Here is a 15,683-nt window from a genome sequence, read left to right as displayed (position 1 = left end):
CCCGCAGCCTCCCCGCGCATTCCCGTTAAGAGACAATCGAATTCTGCGCTGGTCGTCTGCTTCAGCTGCTGACTTTTTCCCGTCACGGTAAATAACGGGTTAAGGAATGCGGCTGGCGGGCTTTAAAGTTAGGGAATTGCGGAACCTGTTGCGCCGGATCAGGACAGGCCTATCGTTGTCGGGCAAAGCGGATTCCGCGCCGCGTCACGGCGCGCAAAAGCTGGGCTTGCGATTGTTTCTAGCCGTTGCCTTCGCGCCTGCCGTCGTCGAGCGGCAGTACATTGCCGCGACCGGAGATCGCCGAGATCGCGTCGAGCGCCTCCTCGCACCATTCGACCACGACGCGCTCGTGGCGCATGCCGATGCGCAAGCCGAGCATCTTGCCGACATCGGCCGGCGGCGCGGTGCCGTCGGGAAAGCGCTTGTTGAGCAGGCGCTCGTAGCGCTCATAGCGGTCGCGGTGATGTTCCAGCCGCGCCATCAGGTCGGTGCGCAGCGGCTCGATGTCGACGCAGTCGAGCGCATAGAGCCGGACCAGCAAATCGTCCTTGATCGAGGGCGGAACGCTCGGCCGGGCCGCCCAGTGCTTCAGCGCCGCGCGGCCCTCGGTCGTCAGGGTGTAGACCAGCTTGTTGGGCTTGCCGGATTGCACCACCTCACGGCCCTGGACGTGGCCCTTGTCGCGCAGCCGCGAGAGCTCGCGGTAGATCTGCTGATGGTCGGCCTTCCAGAAGAAGCCGATCGAGGCGTCGAACGTCTTGGCGAGCTCATAGCCCGTCATCGGACGTTCCGTGAGGCAGGCGAGGATTGCGTCACCGAGTGCCAACGCCCACCTCCATCTCAGTTCCCAAATCGGCCATTCCCAAGTTCGCTTGACTTTATGCGTTACTGTGCATATGCGTCAATATGCATATGATGATCGGCGTACCGCTTTGTCGTGCGCCGATGTTCAGGCTTCTTACAACCCCGCCGCAGGAGACGTCCGAATGAGCAAGCCGGGCCTCGACAAGTGGTACGCCTACATGAAGTCCCACGACACATCCGCGTTGTGGGATCTGCTGCATCCCGACGCGGTGTTCGAAAGTCCGGTGGTGCACACCCCGCAGCGCGGCCGCGACATCACCTTCAAATATCTGACCAGCGCCGCCAAGGTGCTCGGCGGCCCGACCTTCAAATATCTCGGCGAGTGGCGCAACGACACCGGCGCGGTGCTCGAATTCGAGAACGAGATCGACGGCATCAAGCTCAACGGCGTCGACATCATCACATTTGATGGTGACGGCCGGATCACGCATTTCAAGGTGATGGTGCGTCCGCTCAAGGCGATCAACCTGCTGCATCGGATGATGGGCGAGGAGTTGACGAAGCAGAGCGGCGCAACGTCGCAATCACAGTCGCGCTAGGACCTGCCGTGGACCTCCCGAACCGGATAAGGTCCGCTGCAACAAACCCAAGGACAAGCTGCGCAGCATCGGTCGCATATGCGGCCGCGAGCCAGCCGGGAGATCAGCATGCCAACCTACAAAGCCCCCGTTGAAGACGTCAGCTTCCTGTTGAACGACGTTTTCCAGATCGATCGCTACGGCAATCTTCCCGGCTTCACCGATGCGTCGGCCGATGTGCGCGAGGCGATCCTCGGCGAAGCCGCCAAGCTCAGCGAAGAGGTCTTGCAACCGCTCAATCGTGTCGGTGATCTCGAGGGCTGCAAGCGCAATGACGACGGCAGCGTCACCACCCCGAAGGGCTTCAAGGACGCCTACAAGCAGGTCGCCGAAGGCGGCTGGCTCGGCCTGTCGGCGCCGGCGGAATTCGGCGGCCAGGGCCTGCCGGTGACGCTCTCGCAGGCGGTCAACGAATTCCAGATCTCCGCCAACATGGCGTTCGCGATGTATGGCGGCCTGACCATGGGCGCGACCGCGGCGCTCCTGGTGCACGGCACCCCCGAGCAGAAGAAGACCTATGTGCCGAAGATGGTCGCCGGCGAGTGGACCGGCACCATGAACCTGACCGAGCCGCATTGCGGCACCGATCTCGGCCTGCTGCGTACCAAGGCGGTGCGTCAGGCCGATGGCAGCTTCAAGATCTCGGGCACCAAGATCTTCATCTCGGCGGGTGAGCACGATCTCGCCGATAACATCATCCATCTGGTGCTGGCGCGCATCGAAGGCGCACCGGCGGGCATCAAGGGCGTCTCGCTATTCGTGGTGCCGAAGGTGCTGGTCAACGCCGACGGCTCGCTTGGTACGCGCAACGGCGTCAGCTGCGGCTCGATCGAGCACAAGATGGGCATCCACGGCAATTCCACCTGTGTGATGAACTACGACAACGCCACCGGCTGGCTGATCGGCGAAGAGAACAAGGGCATGCAGGGCATGTTCGTGATGATGAACGAGGCCCGTCTCGGCGTCGCCGTGCAGGGCCTCGCGCAGTCCGAGGTTGCCTATCAGAACGCGGTTGCCTATGCGCGCGAGCGCTTGCAGGGCCGTTCGCTGACCGGCGTGAAGGAGCCCGAGAAGCCGGCCGATCCGATCATCGTGCATCCCGACGTGCGCCGCACGCTGCTCACCATCCGCGCCTTCAACGAGGCGGCGCGCGCCATGGTGGTGTGGACCGCGCTGAAGAGCGACGTCGCGCACCGCTCCAACGACCCGAAAGATCGCCAGGCCGCTGACGATCACATGGGCCTGATGACGCCGGTGTTGAAGGGCGTGCTGACCGATACCGGTTTTGCCAACACGGTGTCGGCGCAGCAAATGTTCGGTGGCCACGGCTATATCGCCGAGCATGGCATGGAGCAGTTCGTGCGCGATGCCCGCATCGCGATGATCTATGAGGGCGCCAACGGCATCCAGGCGCTCGACCTTGTCGGTCGCAAGCTGCCGCGCGATGGCGGCCGCGCGACAATGGCGTTCTTCGGCGAAGTGACAGCCTTCGCCAAGGAGCATGGCGCCGACGAGGCGATGAAGCCATTCATCACTCCGCTCTCCACCGCGCTCGGTCATTTGCAGCAGGCCACCGGCTGGCTGATGCAGAACGCGCTGACCAAGCCCGACAATGCCGGCGCCGCCGCGACCGACTACATGAAATTGTTCGGCCTGGTCGCGCTCGGCTACATGTGGGCGAAGATGGCCAAGGTGGCGCAGGACAAGGCCGCCGCCGGCGCCACGCCCTATCTCACCACCAAGCTCGTGACCGGCCGCTTCTTCATGGAGAGGCTGCTGCCGGAAACCGCCGTGCATCTGACGCGGATCCAGAGCGGCAGCGCCACCACGATGGAACTGGCCGCGGAAGCGTTCTGAAAAAGCGCCGCCGCGCTACTTCGGCGGTGCTTCCTTTCGTATATATTATGATCCTCATATCAAGGAGGGCGTCATGCCTGAGGCATACATCTACGATCACGTTCGTACCCCGCGCGGCCGCGGCAAGGCCGATGGCGCGCTGCACGAGGTCACTGCGCTGGCGCTCGCCACGGTGCCGCTGAAGTCGCTCAAGGAGCGCAACAATCTGCCCGAGGACTCCGTCGACGACGTCGTGCTCGGCGTGGTCGATCCGGTCGGCGAGGCCGGTTCGGACATCGCGCGCTTCGCCGCGCTGAATGCCGGTCTCGGCCAGAAGGTGCCGGGCGTGCAGATCAGCCGCTTCTGCGCCTCCGGCCTCGATGCCGTGAACTTCGCCGCGGCCCAGATCATGGCCGGCCAGCATCAGCTCGTGATCGGCGGCGGCGCCGAATCGATGAGCCGCGTCGGCATCGGCGCCTCCGGCGGCGCCTGGCCGATGGATCCCTCGATGGCGGTGCCGGCCTATTTCATGCCGCAGGGCATCTCGGCTGACCTGATCGCGACCAAATACGGTTTCTCGCGCGATGATGTCGACGCCTACGCCGTGCAGAGCCAGCAGCGCGCGGCGAAGTCCTGGGATGAGGGCCGCTTCAGCAAGTCGGTGGTGCCGGTCAAGGACGTCAACGGCCTGACCATCCTCGCCAAGGACGAGCACATGCGCCCGACCACGACGATGCAGTCGCTGGCGCAACTGCAGCCGTCATTCGCAGCGATGGCCGCGATGGCCGGCTTCGACGCGGTGGCGATCCAGTCGCATCCCGAGGTCGAGAAGGTCAACTACGTGCATCACGCCGGCAATTCCTCCGGCATCGTCGACGGCGCCGGCGCCGTGCTGCTCGGCAGCAAGGAGGCGGGTGCCAAGCACGGGCTGAAGCCGCGTGCCAAGATCCGCGCCTTCGCCAATATCGGCTCGGAGCCCGCGATGATGCTGACCGGCCCGGTCGACGTCACCGAGAAGCTGTTCGAGCGTTCCGGCATGAAGAAGTCGGACATCGATTTGTTCGAGCTCAACGAAGCCTTCGCCTCGGTGGTGCTGCGCTACATCCAGGCGTTCGACATCGACAATGCCAAGATCAACGTCAATGGCGGCGCGATCGCGCTCGGCCATCCGCTCGGCGCGACCGGCGCGATGATTCTCGGCACCGTGCTCGACGAGCTCGAGCGCACCAACAAGGAAACGGCGCTGGTGACGCTGTGCATCGGCGGCGGCATGGGCACGGCCACCATCATCGAGCGCGTCTGAGGCGAGGGGAGCGAGCAACATGGCTTACAAGAATTTCAAGTTCGACGTCGACGCCGACGGTATTGCGCTCGTCACCTGGGATATTCCTGGCCGTTCGATGAACGTGTTCGACGAGGTCTCCACGCAGGAGATCGGCGAGATCATCAAGCAGACCACCAGCGATGCCGCGATCAAGGGCGTCGTGATCACCTCGGCCAAGGAGGCGTTCTGCGCCGGCGCCGACCTCTCGATGCTCGAGGGCATGAACCGCAGCTACGCGCAGCTCTTCAAGGAGAAGGGTGAAGAAGCCGCGAACCAGATGTTGTTCGAGCAGAGCCGCCAGATGTCGCAGTCGTTCCGCGCGATCGAGACCTCGGGCAAGCCGTGGGTCGCCGCGATCAACGGGCTCGCGCTCGGCGGCGGCTTCGAGATCACGCTGGCCTGTCACTACCGCGTCGCGGCAGAGAACCCGAAGACCCGGCTCGGCCTGCCCGAGATCAAGGTCGGCCTGTTCCCCGGCGCCGGCGGCACCCAGCGCGTGCCGCGTCTCGTGCAGCCGGCGGATGCGATGCAATTGCTGCTCAAGGGCGAGGCGGTCAACCTGACCCGCGCCAAGGCGCTCAACCTGATTCACGCCGTGGTGCCCGCAGCCGACCTGATCAAGGCCGCCAAGGACTGGATCAAGGGCGGCGGCAAGGCGGTCGCGCCGTGGGACGAGAAGGGCTTCAAGCTGCCCGGCGGCCCCGTCTTCTCCAAGATGGGCATGCAGATGTTCCCGGCCGGCAACGCGATCTATCGCCGCGAGACCTACGACAATTATCCGGCCGCACGCGCCATCATGAGCTGCGTCTATGAAGGCCTGCAGTTGCCGATCGACGCCGCGCTGCGGGTGGAGTCGCGCTACTTCACCAAGGTGCTGCGCTCGAAGGAAGCGGCAGCGATGATCCGCTCGCTGTTCCTGTCGATGCAGGAACTGAACAAGGGCGCGCGCCGTCCGGCAAATGTGCCGCCGACCAAGGTGAAGAAGCTCGCCGTGATCGGCGCCGGCTTCATGGGCGCCAGCGTCGGCTATGTCTCGGCGCAGGCCGGCATCGACGTCGTGCTGGTCGATCGCGACCAGGACAGCGCCGACAAGGGCAAGGGCCACGCCAAGACCGTGGTCGACGGGCTGATCGCCAAGGGACGGATGAAGCAGGAGGCGGCCGACGCCATCCTCGCGCGCATCTCGGCAACATCGGACTACAATGTGATCTCGGACTGCGATCTCGTCATCGAGGCGGTGTTCGAGGATCGCAAAGTCAAGGCCGACACCTATGCCAAGGCGCAGCCGCTGCTGAAGTCGGGCGCGATCTTCGCTTCCAACACCTCGACCCTGCCGATCAACTCGCTGGCCGAGGAGTTCAAGGACCAGGGCAAGTTCATCGGCATCCACTTCTTCTCTCCGGTCGAGAAGATGATGCTGGTCGAGATCATCCTGGGCAAGAACACCGGCGACGTCGCGCTCGCGACCGCGCTCGACTATGTCCGCGCGATCGGCAAGACGCCCATTGTGGTGAACGACAGCCGGGGCTTCTTCGCCAACCGCTGCGTGATGCGCTACATCTCCGAGGGAAACGAGATGCTGCTCGAAGGCGTGCCGCCGGCGATGATCGAGAACACCGCCAAGATGGCCGGCATGCCGGTCGGTCCGCTGTCGCTGCAGGACGAGGTCGCGCTCGATCTCGGGCTGAAGATCACCAAGGCGACCGAGGCCGATCTCGGCCCCAACGCGATCGACCAGGCGCAGAAGAAGCTGATGGTCGAGATGGTCGAGAAGCAGGGCCGCTTCGGCCGCAAGAACGGCAAGGGCTTCTACGACTATCCCGAGAAGGGCAAGGGTCAGAAGAGCCTGTGGCCGGGCCTGGCCAATCTGCAACCGAAGCAGCTCGATCCCGATACGCTCAGCGTCGAGGAGTTGAAGCAGCGCTTCCTGGTGGTGCAGGCGGTGGAAGCCGCGCGCACCGTCGAGGATCACGTCATCACCGACGTGCGCGAGGCGGATGTCGGCTCGATCCTCGGCTTCGGTTTCGCGCCGTTCACCGGCGGTGCGCTGTCCTACATCGACTTCATGGGCACCAAGAACTTCGTCGCGCTCTGCCATGCCTTCGAGAAGAAGTACGGCTCGCGCTTCACGCCGCCGAAGCTGCTCGAGGAGATGGCCGCCAAGGGCGAGACCTTCTACGGCCGTTTCCCGCCGAAGAAGCAGGCGGCGTAAGCGCCGTCTCGCTCCGGGACATATCGGACAGGATCAAGCCGGTCATCGATCCGACTTGATCCTGTTGCGCGCCGGTCACGCCGGTCAAAGTCCCGCCACGCTTGCTCCCCACTGGCACCATGCTGCTGGCATCACTCTTGCTGGTTGATCGACAAGACGGTCGGCAAGACGGTCAGGCGCAGGGTGTTGTGCAATGCGTGTTGTGCTCAAGGACAGTGCCGCTGAGGCCGCGGGCAAGCGTTCCTTCTCGCTCCCGTCGCCGTCACGGCTTATTCCGCTGCGGTTGCGGCGCAAGGGCCCGTCGTGGATCGGCCTGATCCTATTCGTTCTGGCTGTGGACCTTGTGCTCGCGGCGGCGGTCTGGAATGCCGTCGATTTCTTGCGCAATTGAGCCGTCATTCTCGGGCGACAGCAAGGCGCCGGCGAGATAGGCGATCTGGTTGAAGGCGAGGCAGGCGACGACGATCGGGGCGCCGGTTGCAAAAGCATAACCGTCGGACTGGAGCACGATGGCCGCGAGCACCGCGATCAGCGGCGACACCAGCATCAATGTCCAAACCCGAAAGTAAAAACTGGTGGCCAGCCCGACGAGCGTGCTGGTCAATAAAAGCGTCAAGGCGATCGTCACATTTTCAGACCAGTTGGAGCGGAGGGCGCGCCGCAGGTCATAGTCGGTCAGTTGGATCGCACGAACAAGGACAGCTACGCCCTCAGCCGGAAGTACACCGACTTAGTCTTAATCCGTAGAATGCGGATTAAATTTGATTTGTTCCAGCGCGTGCCGAAAGTTTGCACCGCTCATTTCTCCCTGAAGGCGCGGTGCACCTGGTCCGCCAGCGGCTTCATCAGATAGGACAGCACCGTCCGCTCGCTGGTCGGGATGAACACCTCGACCGGCATGCCCGGCAGCAAATGCACGGTCGCGAGCTTTGCAAGCTCCGGCGGCGGAATCGCAACGCGGACAAGGAAATAGGTCGGAGCCGTCTTGTCGTCGCGCGACACGTCCGCGCCGATCCGGCTGACCTCGCCCTCGATTTCCGGTGTGGTGCGCTGGTTGAAATTGGTGAAGCGCAGCACCGCCGATGAGCCGAGCTTGACCTGATCGATATCCTGCGGCGCAACATGAGTCTCTACGATCAGATTGTCCTGGTCGGGCACGATGGTCATGATGGTCTCGCCCGCCGCGATCACGCCGCCCTGGGTGTGAATGGTGAGATCGTGCACGACGCCGGCCTGCGGCGCGCGGATCTCGAGCTTCTCGGTCTGGTCCTTCGCGGTAACCTGCTTCTCGATCGCATCGGCATATTTGGCGCGGATGTCAGCGAGCTCCTTGGCGACGCCAGAGCGGAAATCCTGATCGACTTGCAGGATCTTCAGCTCGGTCTCCGAGATCTTGCCCTTGGCCTGGGCGATCGACGCGGTGAGCTGGCCGCGTTCGCCGAGCAGCCGCGCCGAATCGCGCTGCAACGCCGAAAGACGCGACAGCGAGACCAGGCGTTGCTCCCAGAGTTGCTGCACGCCGGTCAATTCGTTGGCGATCAAATCGGCTTCCTGCTTCTTGGCGCTCAACTGGTCCTGCATGCCGCCGATCTGCTCCTTGAGCTGCGCGATCTGCTCCTTCAGCTGCTGCTTCTGCCCGTCATTGGCGTCCTTGCGCAGCTGGAAGAACCGCCGCTCGCCGGAGACGACCGCCTGCGCTGCGGGATCACTGAGCGATGCCACGCTGTCCGGAAATGCGATCTCGGCGTTGCCGTCGCGCTCGGCCTGCAGCCGCGCGCGGCGTGCCTCGAGCTCCCACAGGCTCTTGGTCACGGCGGTGAGATTGGCCTGCGCCACCGTCTCGTCCATCAGGATCAACAGATCATCCTTGGCGACGCGGCTGCCGTCCTCGACCAAAAGCGTCTTGGCGACACCGCCGGAAGGATGCTGCACCTTCTTGACGCTGGATTCGACCACCAGCGAACCCTGCGAGATGATCGCGCCCGACATCTTGGTTGCCGCGCCCATGATGCCGATGCTGGCAACGAGGAATGCCGCAGCGATTGCGACCGCCAGGATGTGATGACGGACTGATTGCCGGGCGCTAGGCATTTTGCCGGGGCTCCACGTCCTTCTTGCGCTTGCGGCGCGCTGCGGCTGGTGCCGGTTCTGCGGCCGTGGGCGGCGTCGGTTGCGGCGCCTTCGGCACCAGCAGCGGCAAGACCGCCGCGGTCGTACCGAATGCCTGCATGCGGCCTTCGTTCAGCACCAGCATGTGATCGACCGCCTGCAGAACCGCCGGCCGATGCGCGATCACCACCACGATGCCGCCGCGGGCGCGGACCCGCGCGATGGCGTGGATCAGCGCGCGCTCGCCCTCGGAATCGAGGTTCGAGTTCGGCTCGTCGAGCACGACCAGGAACGGATCGCCATAGAGCGCGCGGGCCAGCGCAATGCGCTGGCGCTGGCCGCCCGACAACATCAGGCCGCCGTCGCCGACTTCAGTCTCGTAGCCATCAGGCAGCCGCAGGATTAATTCATGGACGCCGGCCTCGCGCGCGGCGGCGAGCAGTTTGCTGGCGTCGGGGCTGGCTGCGAAGCGGGAGATGTTCTCGGCGACCGTACCGCGGAACAGTGCGACGTCCTGCGGCAAATAGCCGATCGACGGACCCAGCGCGAGCGGATCCCATTGCGCCAGCGTGGCGCCGTCGATCCGGATCACGCCGCGCACCGGCGCGCCGATGCCGACCATTGCGCGCGCCAAAGTCGATTTGCCCGAGCCGCTCGGGCCGACAACCGCGACCGCGTTGCCGGCGCGCAACGCAAAACTCACCTCATGCAGCACCACGGCATCGCTGGCCGGCGCGGTCAGGCTGATCGAGGTGACGCGGACTTCGCTCTTCGGCGCGGGCAACGGGGTGAATGCCAGCCGCGACGGCACTGCCGCCAATGCTTCGGCGAGCCGGCCGACGCTGGCGCGGACCGCGATGAAGCTGCGCCAATTCGCGATCGCAAGCTCGATCGGTGCCAGCGCGCGGATCGAGAGAATGGTCGCGGCCAGCATGACGCCGGCGGTTGCCTGCTGGTTGATCACGAGATAAGCGCCGAGCGCCAGCACGCCGGATTGCAGCATCATGCGCAGGAAGCGCGAGGCGCTGCCGAAGGTGCCGGTGAGATCGGAGGTGACGCGCTGCGCGTTCAGGTAAGCCTGCGTCCGCTCCGACCACAATTCGCCCATCCGTCGCTGCATGCCGAGCGCGTGCACGACGGGCGCGTGGTGGAACGCGGTCTCCGACATCTGCCGCCGCGACGAGGCGAGCGCGACCAGCGAGCGCGTCGGCGCGCGCGTGAACAGCTCGGCGCCGACCGTGATCAGCGCCAGCGCCACGGCGCCGCCGGCCACCGCCAGCCCCATCAGCGGATGAAACAGCGTGCAGACGATGATGTAGAGCGGGGTCCATGGCAGGTCGAAGATCGCGACCAGGCCGCTGCCGGCGACAAAACCCCTGATGGTGTCGAGGTCGCGCATGATCTGCAGGCCGTCGCCATTCGGCCGGCTCAGCGAGGCATGCTGCACGCTGTCGAACACGGCGCCGCGAATGCTCTCGTCGAAGATCTCGGCAATGCGCGCGAGCAGCCGGCTGCGCAGCACGTCGACGCCGGCCTGCACCACGAGCAGCACCAGCGCGATCGCCAGCAGGCCCACCAGCGTTGCGATGCTGCGGCTCGGCAGCACGCGATCATAGGTCTGCAGCATGAACACCGGACCGACCAGCATCAACAGGTTGACCAGGCCGCTCGCCATCGCGACCGCGACCAGCGCACCACGCACGGCCGTGACCGCGTCCCGGATTTCAACCGGCAGTGAGGAGAAACGTTTGCCCTGACCGATCATCGCGCCCCGCGGATGTTCAAGCCTGTGATGCCCAATGGACATGGAGAGGGAGTTGCGGAGGCGCGGCGATCCCGCGCCTCCGCCGGTTTGTGAGTGCCTCAGAGGATGTGCGTGCCGTGCGCATCGAGGATGCCGTGATCATGTATGAGCGGCGAGAGCAGATCATGCCCGACCGCGCCGAGATCCAGCGGTGCTGATGCCGGCGCGCTTGCGGCGTGTCCGGCGGCGCCGTTGTCGCCGAGCAGGCTGAGGTTCAGGCTGCCGAGCAGATTGCCGGCCAGTCCGTCGGCGCCGATGCCGCCAAGGTTCGGGATGTTGAGGCTATGCGCGCCGGTGAGGGCGCTGAGGTCGAGCAGATGCGGCCCGGTCTGGCCGGTGTCGATCGCGCTGACGTCGGCGGTGTGGTGATCGCTTGATGTTGGCGTCGCGAGGACGTCGAGCGTCGGTCCGCCTGGCTGCTGCGGGCCAATGGTGACGCCGGCCAAATGGCCGCTGCTGCTACCAGTGAGACCGCCAAGCAAGTCGCCGAGCAATCCACCGCCGCCTGCGGTGTCGCCGCCGAGATTGAGCAGGCCGCCATCGAGCAGCCCATGCGTGAGTTGGCCGACCAGCCCGGAGACCGGGCTCAGCAGACCACTGACGTCGGAGACAACTGTATCAACTAGCCCCGAGACGACATGGACCACGTCGGTGATACCAGCGCCGAGATGCGCGATCGTCTCACCGAGATTGCCGGCGAGGATCTGGCCCGGGACTTCGAGAATGTCCGCGACCAGATTGGCGTGGCCGCCACTGCTGGTCCCGATGGTGCTGATGCCGCCGAGATCAATCGCCTGTCCGAGATTTGTGACGCCATGCAGCGCGTCGGGCAGGGCGGTCGCCTGGGACAGGAGGTCGGCTGCGGAATGGACCGCGCTCTGGACTGCGGTGTCGGCGGTGTCGAGCACCGGTTGCAGCGTTCCGCCCGATGCGGTGATCGCGGTCGAATCCGGTTCGACCGGCAATGCGGCGTTCAACACATTGCCGATCGCCGGCAGGTCGCTCGTGTTGAACAAGCTCCCGACCAGGGGCAGGTCGGAGGCGCCGTCGCCGAGCAAGGACGTCGCGCTGTCCAGGGCGTTCGTCGCCGGCAACGGATCGATCAGGCCGTGCGCCGGCTGGACGGCGGCCGTATCGGCCGTGCTGTCGTCAGGCAGCACCGATGTGACCGAGAGCGGAAGGTCGGAAAGTCCGCCACTGGAATTTGCCAGCAGCGCGGTCGAGCCCGCCAGGACCTCGACCATCCGGTCGGCGGCGTTGCTGGATAGAGAGCTACTCATGCGCATCTCCCGCTGGGTGAGGCAGCAATCCGGCTACGCCCGATCGCGGGAATGGTTGCCGAAACCTGGGTGCGGCGTTGGCGGCATGGCGAAGGCACGCTTACGCGGAAGCGGACAAACTGCTGAAAATTGCAGATTTGGGGCTAGCTCGATCGGACACGCAAAAAAGGGCCGGATGCGATCCGGCCCTTTCACGTCTGATGAAGCTGGCTCGAGAGCTCAGGCTGCCTTCAGCAGGCCTTCCTTCTTCAGCGCTTCCTGCACCTTCGGGCGCGCCGCGACGCGGGCCTTGTAGGCCGTCACATTCGGCAGGCCGGAGAAGTCGAAGCCGAGCCGGTCCTGCGCCCACATGATCATGGTGAAGAGGTAGCCGTCGGCGACCGTGAACTGGTTGCCCATCAGATATTCGCGTGCGGCGAGCTGGCTCTCGACATATTTGAACTTGCCCATGGCGCGGTCCTTGAAGAACGCCTTGGCGTCGTCTGACAGCACGGGCGAGAACATCGGGCCGAGGTTCTTGTGCAGCTCGGTCGTGATGTAGTTCAGCCATTCGAGCAGCTTGTAGCGCTCGTTGGAGTCGCGCGCCGGTGCCAGCTTCCTGTCAGCAACCCGGTCGGCGATCATCTGGATGATGATCGGCCCTTCGGTGACCATCTCGCCGGTATCCAGCGCCAGCGCGGGCACCTGGCCCTTGGGGTTCACTTGCAGGAAATCGTCGCCGTTTTCGAGCTTCTTGGCGCGCAGATCGACCTTGACCAGGTCGTAGGGCAGGCCGGCCTCGAGCAGGGCGATGTGGGGGGAGAGGGAGCAGGCACCGGGGGCGTAATAAAGCTTCATGGAGGTATTCCTTCCCTTGTTCTTGGCGTCCGGAGAGGGATTGCCTACATGCACCTGCATGGAATAGTCAAGATTGATGCAGATGCATTCAGTGCGGTACAGTCGGTGCCGGGACCTTATGGACTAGACGATGAAACGCAAGCTATCGAGCGAGGCGACGGCCGCCTGGATCCGCCTGATGCGGGTGCCGAGCCGGGTGCTCGACTGCGTCGAGCAGGATCTGAAGAAGGCCGGCTTTCCGCCGCTCGCCTGGTATGATGCCCTGCTCGAGCTGTCGCGCGCGCCGTCCGGCGAGCTGCGCCCGGTCGAGCTCGAGCGGCAGATGCTGATCCCGCAATATTCGACCTCGCGGCTGATCGACAAGCTGGTCGACGAGGGGCTTGCCGCCCGGCGCGAATGCAAGATCGACAAGCGCGGCCAGTTCGTCGAGATCACCGAGGCCGGCCGCGAGTTGCAGAAGAAGATGTGGAGCGCCTACTCCGCCGCGATCGACAAGCATGTCGGCTCGAAATTGTCCGATGCCGATGCGGCGCGGCTGTGCGGTCTGCTCGACCGTCTCGGCTGCTCCTGCGGCGACGCCAAAGACGACGTCAAGAACGATACCAAGGCAGCGTCCGCACGAGACGGCGTGCCTGCCCGATGATAGTCCTGATCCCATCATCCGCGGCCGTTGTGGCCCACGGATGTCCCTGCCACCACGCGTCTTCGATCGAAGCGCCCTTGAGTTGGATTTTCTATGGCGCGTGACCAGATCGACATGACGCCGCTGCAATCGCGCGACGAACTCGTGGCGTGGATTGAAGCCGGCGTGAAGCCTGAGTCCGAATTCCGGATCGGCACCGAGCACGAGAAGACCCCGTTCACCCTCGAGGGCCACCAGCCCGTGCCCTATGAAGGCGCCAAGGGCATCGGCGCGCTGCTTGAGGGCATGAAGCTCTTGCTCGGCTGGGAGCCGATCATGGAGCGCGGCAATATCATCGGGCTCTATGACGTCACCGGCGGCGGGGCGATTTCGCTCGAGCCGGGCGGGCAGTTCGAATTGTCGGGCGCGCCGGTCGAGAGCGTGCATCAGACCCAGTCGGAATTGATGGCGCATCTGGCGCAGGTGCGCGAGATCGCGACCCCGCTCGGGATCGGCTTCCTCGGCCTGGGCATGACGCCCTCATGGTCGCGGGAGCAGATCCCCGTGATGCCCAAGGGGCGCTACAAGATCATGCGAAACTACATGCCGAAGGTCGGCAAATACGGCCTCGACATGATGTTCCGGACCTGCACGGTGCAGACCAATCTCGACTTCTCGTCCGAAGCCGACATGGTGAAGAAGCTGCGGGTGTCGCTGGCGTTGCAGCCGATCGCGACCGCGCTGTTCGCCAATTCGCCGTTCACGGAAGGCAAGCCGAACGGCTTCCTGTCGTTCCGCTCCGAGATCTGGCGCGATACCGACAATGCGCGCTCGGGCATGATCCCGTTCGCCTTCGAGGACGGCATGGGCTATGAGCGCTATGTCGACTACGCGCTCGACGTGCCGATGTATTTCGTCAAGCGCGGCGACGAATATATCGACGTCGCGGGCTCCTCGTTCCGCGATTTCTTCGCCGGCAAGAATGCCGCCTTCCCCGGCGAGCGCCCGACCCTGTCGGACTGGGCCAATCATCTCTCGACCATCTTCCCCGAGGTGCGGCTGAAGCGTTACCTCGAGATGCGCGGCGCCGACGGCGTGCCGTGGGGCCGGCTGCCGGCGCTGCCGGCGTTCTGGGTTGGTCTGCTCTACGACAATGACAGCCTCGATGCCGCCTGGGACATCGTCCGGCACTGGACCGCGCCGGAGCGGCAGGCGCTGCGTGACGACGTGCCGCGCTTCGGTTTCAAGGCGCGGATCAAGGACCGCTATCTGTTCGAGATCGCCAAGGAGTGCCTGATCCTGTCGCACGCCGGATTGCGGCGGCGCGGCCGGATCGACCATCTCGGACGCGACGAGAGCCGCTTCCTCGAACCGCTCGAGCGCATCATCGAGGCCGGCCGCTCGCCGGCAGAGGAGATGCTGGAGAAGTTCAACGGCCCCTGGAAGGGCTCGGTGGAACCGGTCTATCAGGAGTACGCCTTCTAATCCCCATCAGGCCGGATCGCGGCCCCGAAACGCGGGTGGACGGCGGGGGTGTCGCACCCGCCGTTCATCAGCCGTACAGGTTCATGGCGTTCAAATGACGCCCCGTGGAATGCGCGGGGCTGCGCGAATTTGAAAGCAATCTCATGGGGATAGGCCGCCTCTTTAGGGCGTGTGTGGTGATGTTCGCGGTTTTTGCGGCCGCGGTGGTCGCGCGCCCGGCATTGGCGCAGACCAATTTCGACCGTCCCGGCGGCGACTATTCGAACGCGCCGGTCTCGACCGGCGATCCGGCCGATTGCGCGCTGACCTGCGAGCGCGACCGTCGCTGCCGGGCCTGGAGCTTCAACTATCCGACCGACACCAACAATGGCGCGGTGTGCTGGCTGAAGAACACCGTGCCGCCGCGGGTGTCGGACGTCTGCTGCGTCTCCGGGGTGCGCGGTGCCGGCGTGGTCGAACCCCGCAACGGCGCCATCGAGACCTCGATCGACCGGCTCGGCGGCGACTACAAGAATTTCGAGCTGAAGAGCAGCGACGGTGATGCAGCCTGCCAGGCCGCCTGCACCGCCGACAACAAGTGCCGCGCCTGGACCTACGCCCGGCCCGGCTATGCCGGCCGCGACGCGCATTGCTTCCTGAAGAAAGAGATCAAGCCGCCGCGCCGCAAGGCAGGGTTCACGTCGGGCGTGGTGCGATAGGCGCCGCACATACATCTGTCGTCCCTGCGAAAGC

The 15,683-nt window shown here is 64.9% G+C and carries 13 protein-coding genes; 7 read left to right on the top strand and 6 right to left on the bottom strand.

Annotation, left to right across the window (positions count from 1 at the left end; translation table 11 throughout):
* Positions 1-238 precede the first annotated feature (238 nt).
* Positions 239-826 (bottom strand): PadR family transcriptional regulator, encoded by a 588-nt coding sequence (locus tag JQ616_RS04305; RefSeq protein WP_212012464.1) that lies wholly within the window; start codon positions 824-826, stop codon positions 239-241.
* A gap of 160 nt (positions 827-986) precedes the next feature.
* Here JQ616_RS04305 and JQ616_RS04300 point away from each other — a divergent pair, with 160 nt between their 5' ends.
* From JQ616_RS04300 to JQ616_RS04285, 4 genes are all read left to right on the top strand, one after another.
* A complete protein-coding gene (locus tag JQ616_RS04300) occupies positions 987-1,403 on the top strand; it encodes a nuclear transport factor 2 family protein (protein WP_212012462.1) in 417 nt (138 codons plus the stop codon).
* Between the two features lie 108 nt (positions 1,404-1,511).
* Positions 1,512-3,299 carry an acyl-CoA dehydrogenase C-terminal domain-containing protein gene (locus JQ616_RS04295; RefSeq protein ID WP_212012460.1) on the top strand — a complete coding sequence of 596 codons (1,788 nt, stop codon included), beginning with the start codon at positions 1,512-1,514 and terminating at the stop codon, positions 3,297-3,299.
* A gap of 73 nt (positions 3,300-3,372) precedes the next feature.
* Complete coding sequence (locus JQ616_RS04290) at positions 3,373-4,581, top strand: acetyl-CoA C-acetyltransferase (protein ID WP_212012458.1); 1,209 nt, start codon at positions 3,373-3,375, stop codon at positions 4,579-4,581.
* A gap of 19 nt (positions 4,582-4,600) precedes the next feature.
* Positions 4,601-6,814 carry an FAD-dependent oxidoreductase gene (locus JQ616_RS04285; RefSeq protein ID WP_212012456.1) on the top strand — a complete coding sequence of 738 codons (2,214 nt, stop codon included), beginning with the start codon at positions 4,601-4,603 and terminating at the stop codon, positions 6,812-6,814.
* Positions 6,815-7,133: 319 nt separating this feature from the next.
* Here the strand turns inward: JQ616_RS04285 and JQ616_RS04280 are convergent, their stop codons facing one another.
* From JQ616_RS04280 to gstA, 5 genes are all read right to left on the bottom strand, one after another.
* The gene (locus JQ616_RS04280) at positions 7,134-7,442 is read right to left on the bottom strand and encodes a hypothetical protein (RefSeq protein WP_249136380.1); all 309 of its coding nucleotides are present in this window, start codon (positions 7,440-7,442) and stop codon (positions 7,134-7,136) included.
* A gap of 170 nt (positions 7,443-7,612) precedes the next feature.
* Entirely contained in the window at positions 7,613-8,905 is a 1,293-nt protein-coding gene (locus JQ616_RS04275; protein ID WP_212012454.1) for an HlyD family type I secretion periplasmic adaptor subunit, read from the bottom strand.
* The gene (locus tag JQ616_RS04270) at positions 8,898-10,688 is read right to left on the bottom strand and encodes a type I secretion system permease/ATPase (protein WP_212012452.1); all 1,791 of its coding nucleotides are present in this window, start codon (positions 10,686-10,688) and stop codon (positions 8,898-8,900) included. The genes JQ616_RS04275 and JQ616_RS04270 overlap by 8 nt, the downstream gene beginning before the upstream one ends.
* Before the next feature lie 98 nt (positions 10,689-10,786).
* Complete coding sequence (locus tag JQ616_RS04265) at positions 10,787-12,007, bottom strand: hypothetical protein (protein ID WP_212012450.1); 1,221 nt, start codon at positions 12,005-12,007, stop codon at positions 10,787-10,789.
* A gap of 219 nt (positions 12,008-12,226) precedes the next feature.
* Entirely contained in the window at positions 12,227-12,844 is a 618-nt protein-coding gene (gene gstA / locus JQ616_RS04260) for a glutathione transferase GstA (RefSeq protein ID WP_212012449.1), read from the bottom strand.
* Positions 12,845-12,974: 130 nt separating this feature from the next.
* On the opposite strand from gstA, the gene JQ616_RS04255 reads away from it, so the two are divergent.
* The 3 genes from JQ616_RS04255 (at position 12,975) to JQ616_RS04245 (ending at position 15,649) form a co-directional block, all read left to right on the top strand.
* Positions 12,975-13,487 (top strand): MarR family winged helix-turn-helix transcriptional regulator, encoded by a 513-nt coding sequence (locus tag JQ616_RS04255; protein ID WP_212012448.1) that lies wholly within the window; start codon positions 12,975-12,977, stop codon positions 13,485-13,487.
* A 93-nt stretch (positions 13,488-13,580) separates the two neighbouring features.
* Positions 13,581-14,951 (top strand): glutamate--cysteine ligase, encoded by a 1,371-nt coding sequence (locus JQ616_RS04250; RefSeq protein WP_212012447.1) that lies wholly within the window; start codon positions 13,581-13,583, stop codon positions 14,949-14,951.
* A gap of 143 nt (positions 14,952-15,094) precedes the next feature.
* The gene (locus JQ616_RS04245) at positions 15,095-15,649 is read left to right on the top strand and encodes a PAN domain-containing protein (protein ID WP_212012446.1); all 555 of its coding nucleotides are present in this window, start codon (positions 15,095-15,097) and stop codon (positions 15,647-15,649) included.
* Positions 15,650-15,683 lie beyond the last annotated feature (34 nt).

This window comes from Bradyrhizobium tropiciagri, from assembly GCF_018130545.1.
Taxonomy (GTDB): domain Bacteria; phylum Pseudomonadota; class Alphaproteobacteria; order Rhizobiales; family Xanthobacteraceae; genus Bradyrhizobium; species Bradyrhizobium tropiciagri_A.
The sequence above is the reverse complement of the archived record's forward strand: the minus strand, read 5'-3'. Positions and strand labels throughout refer to the sequence as shown.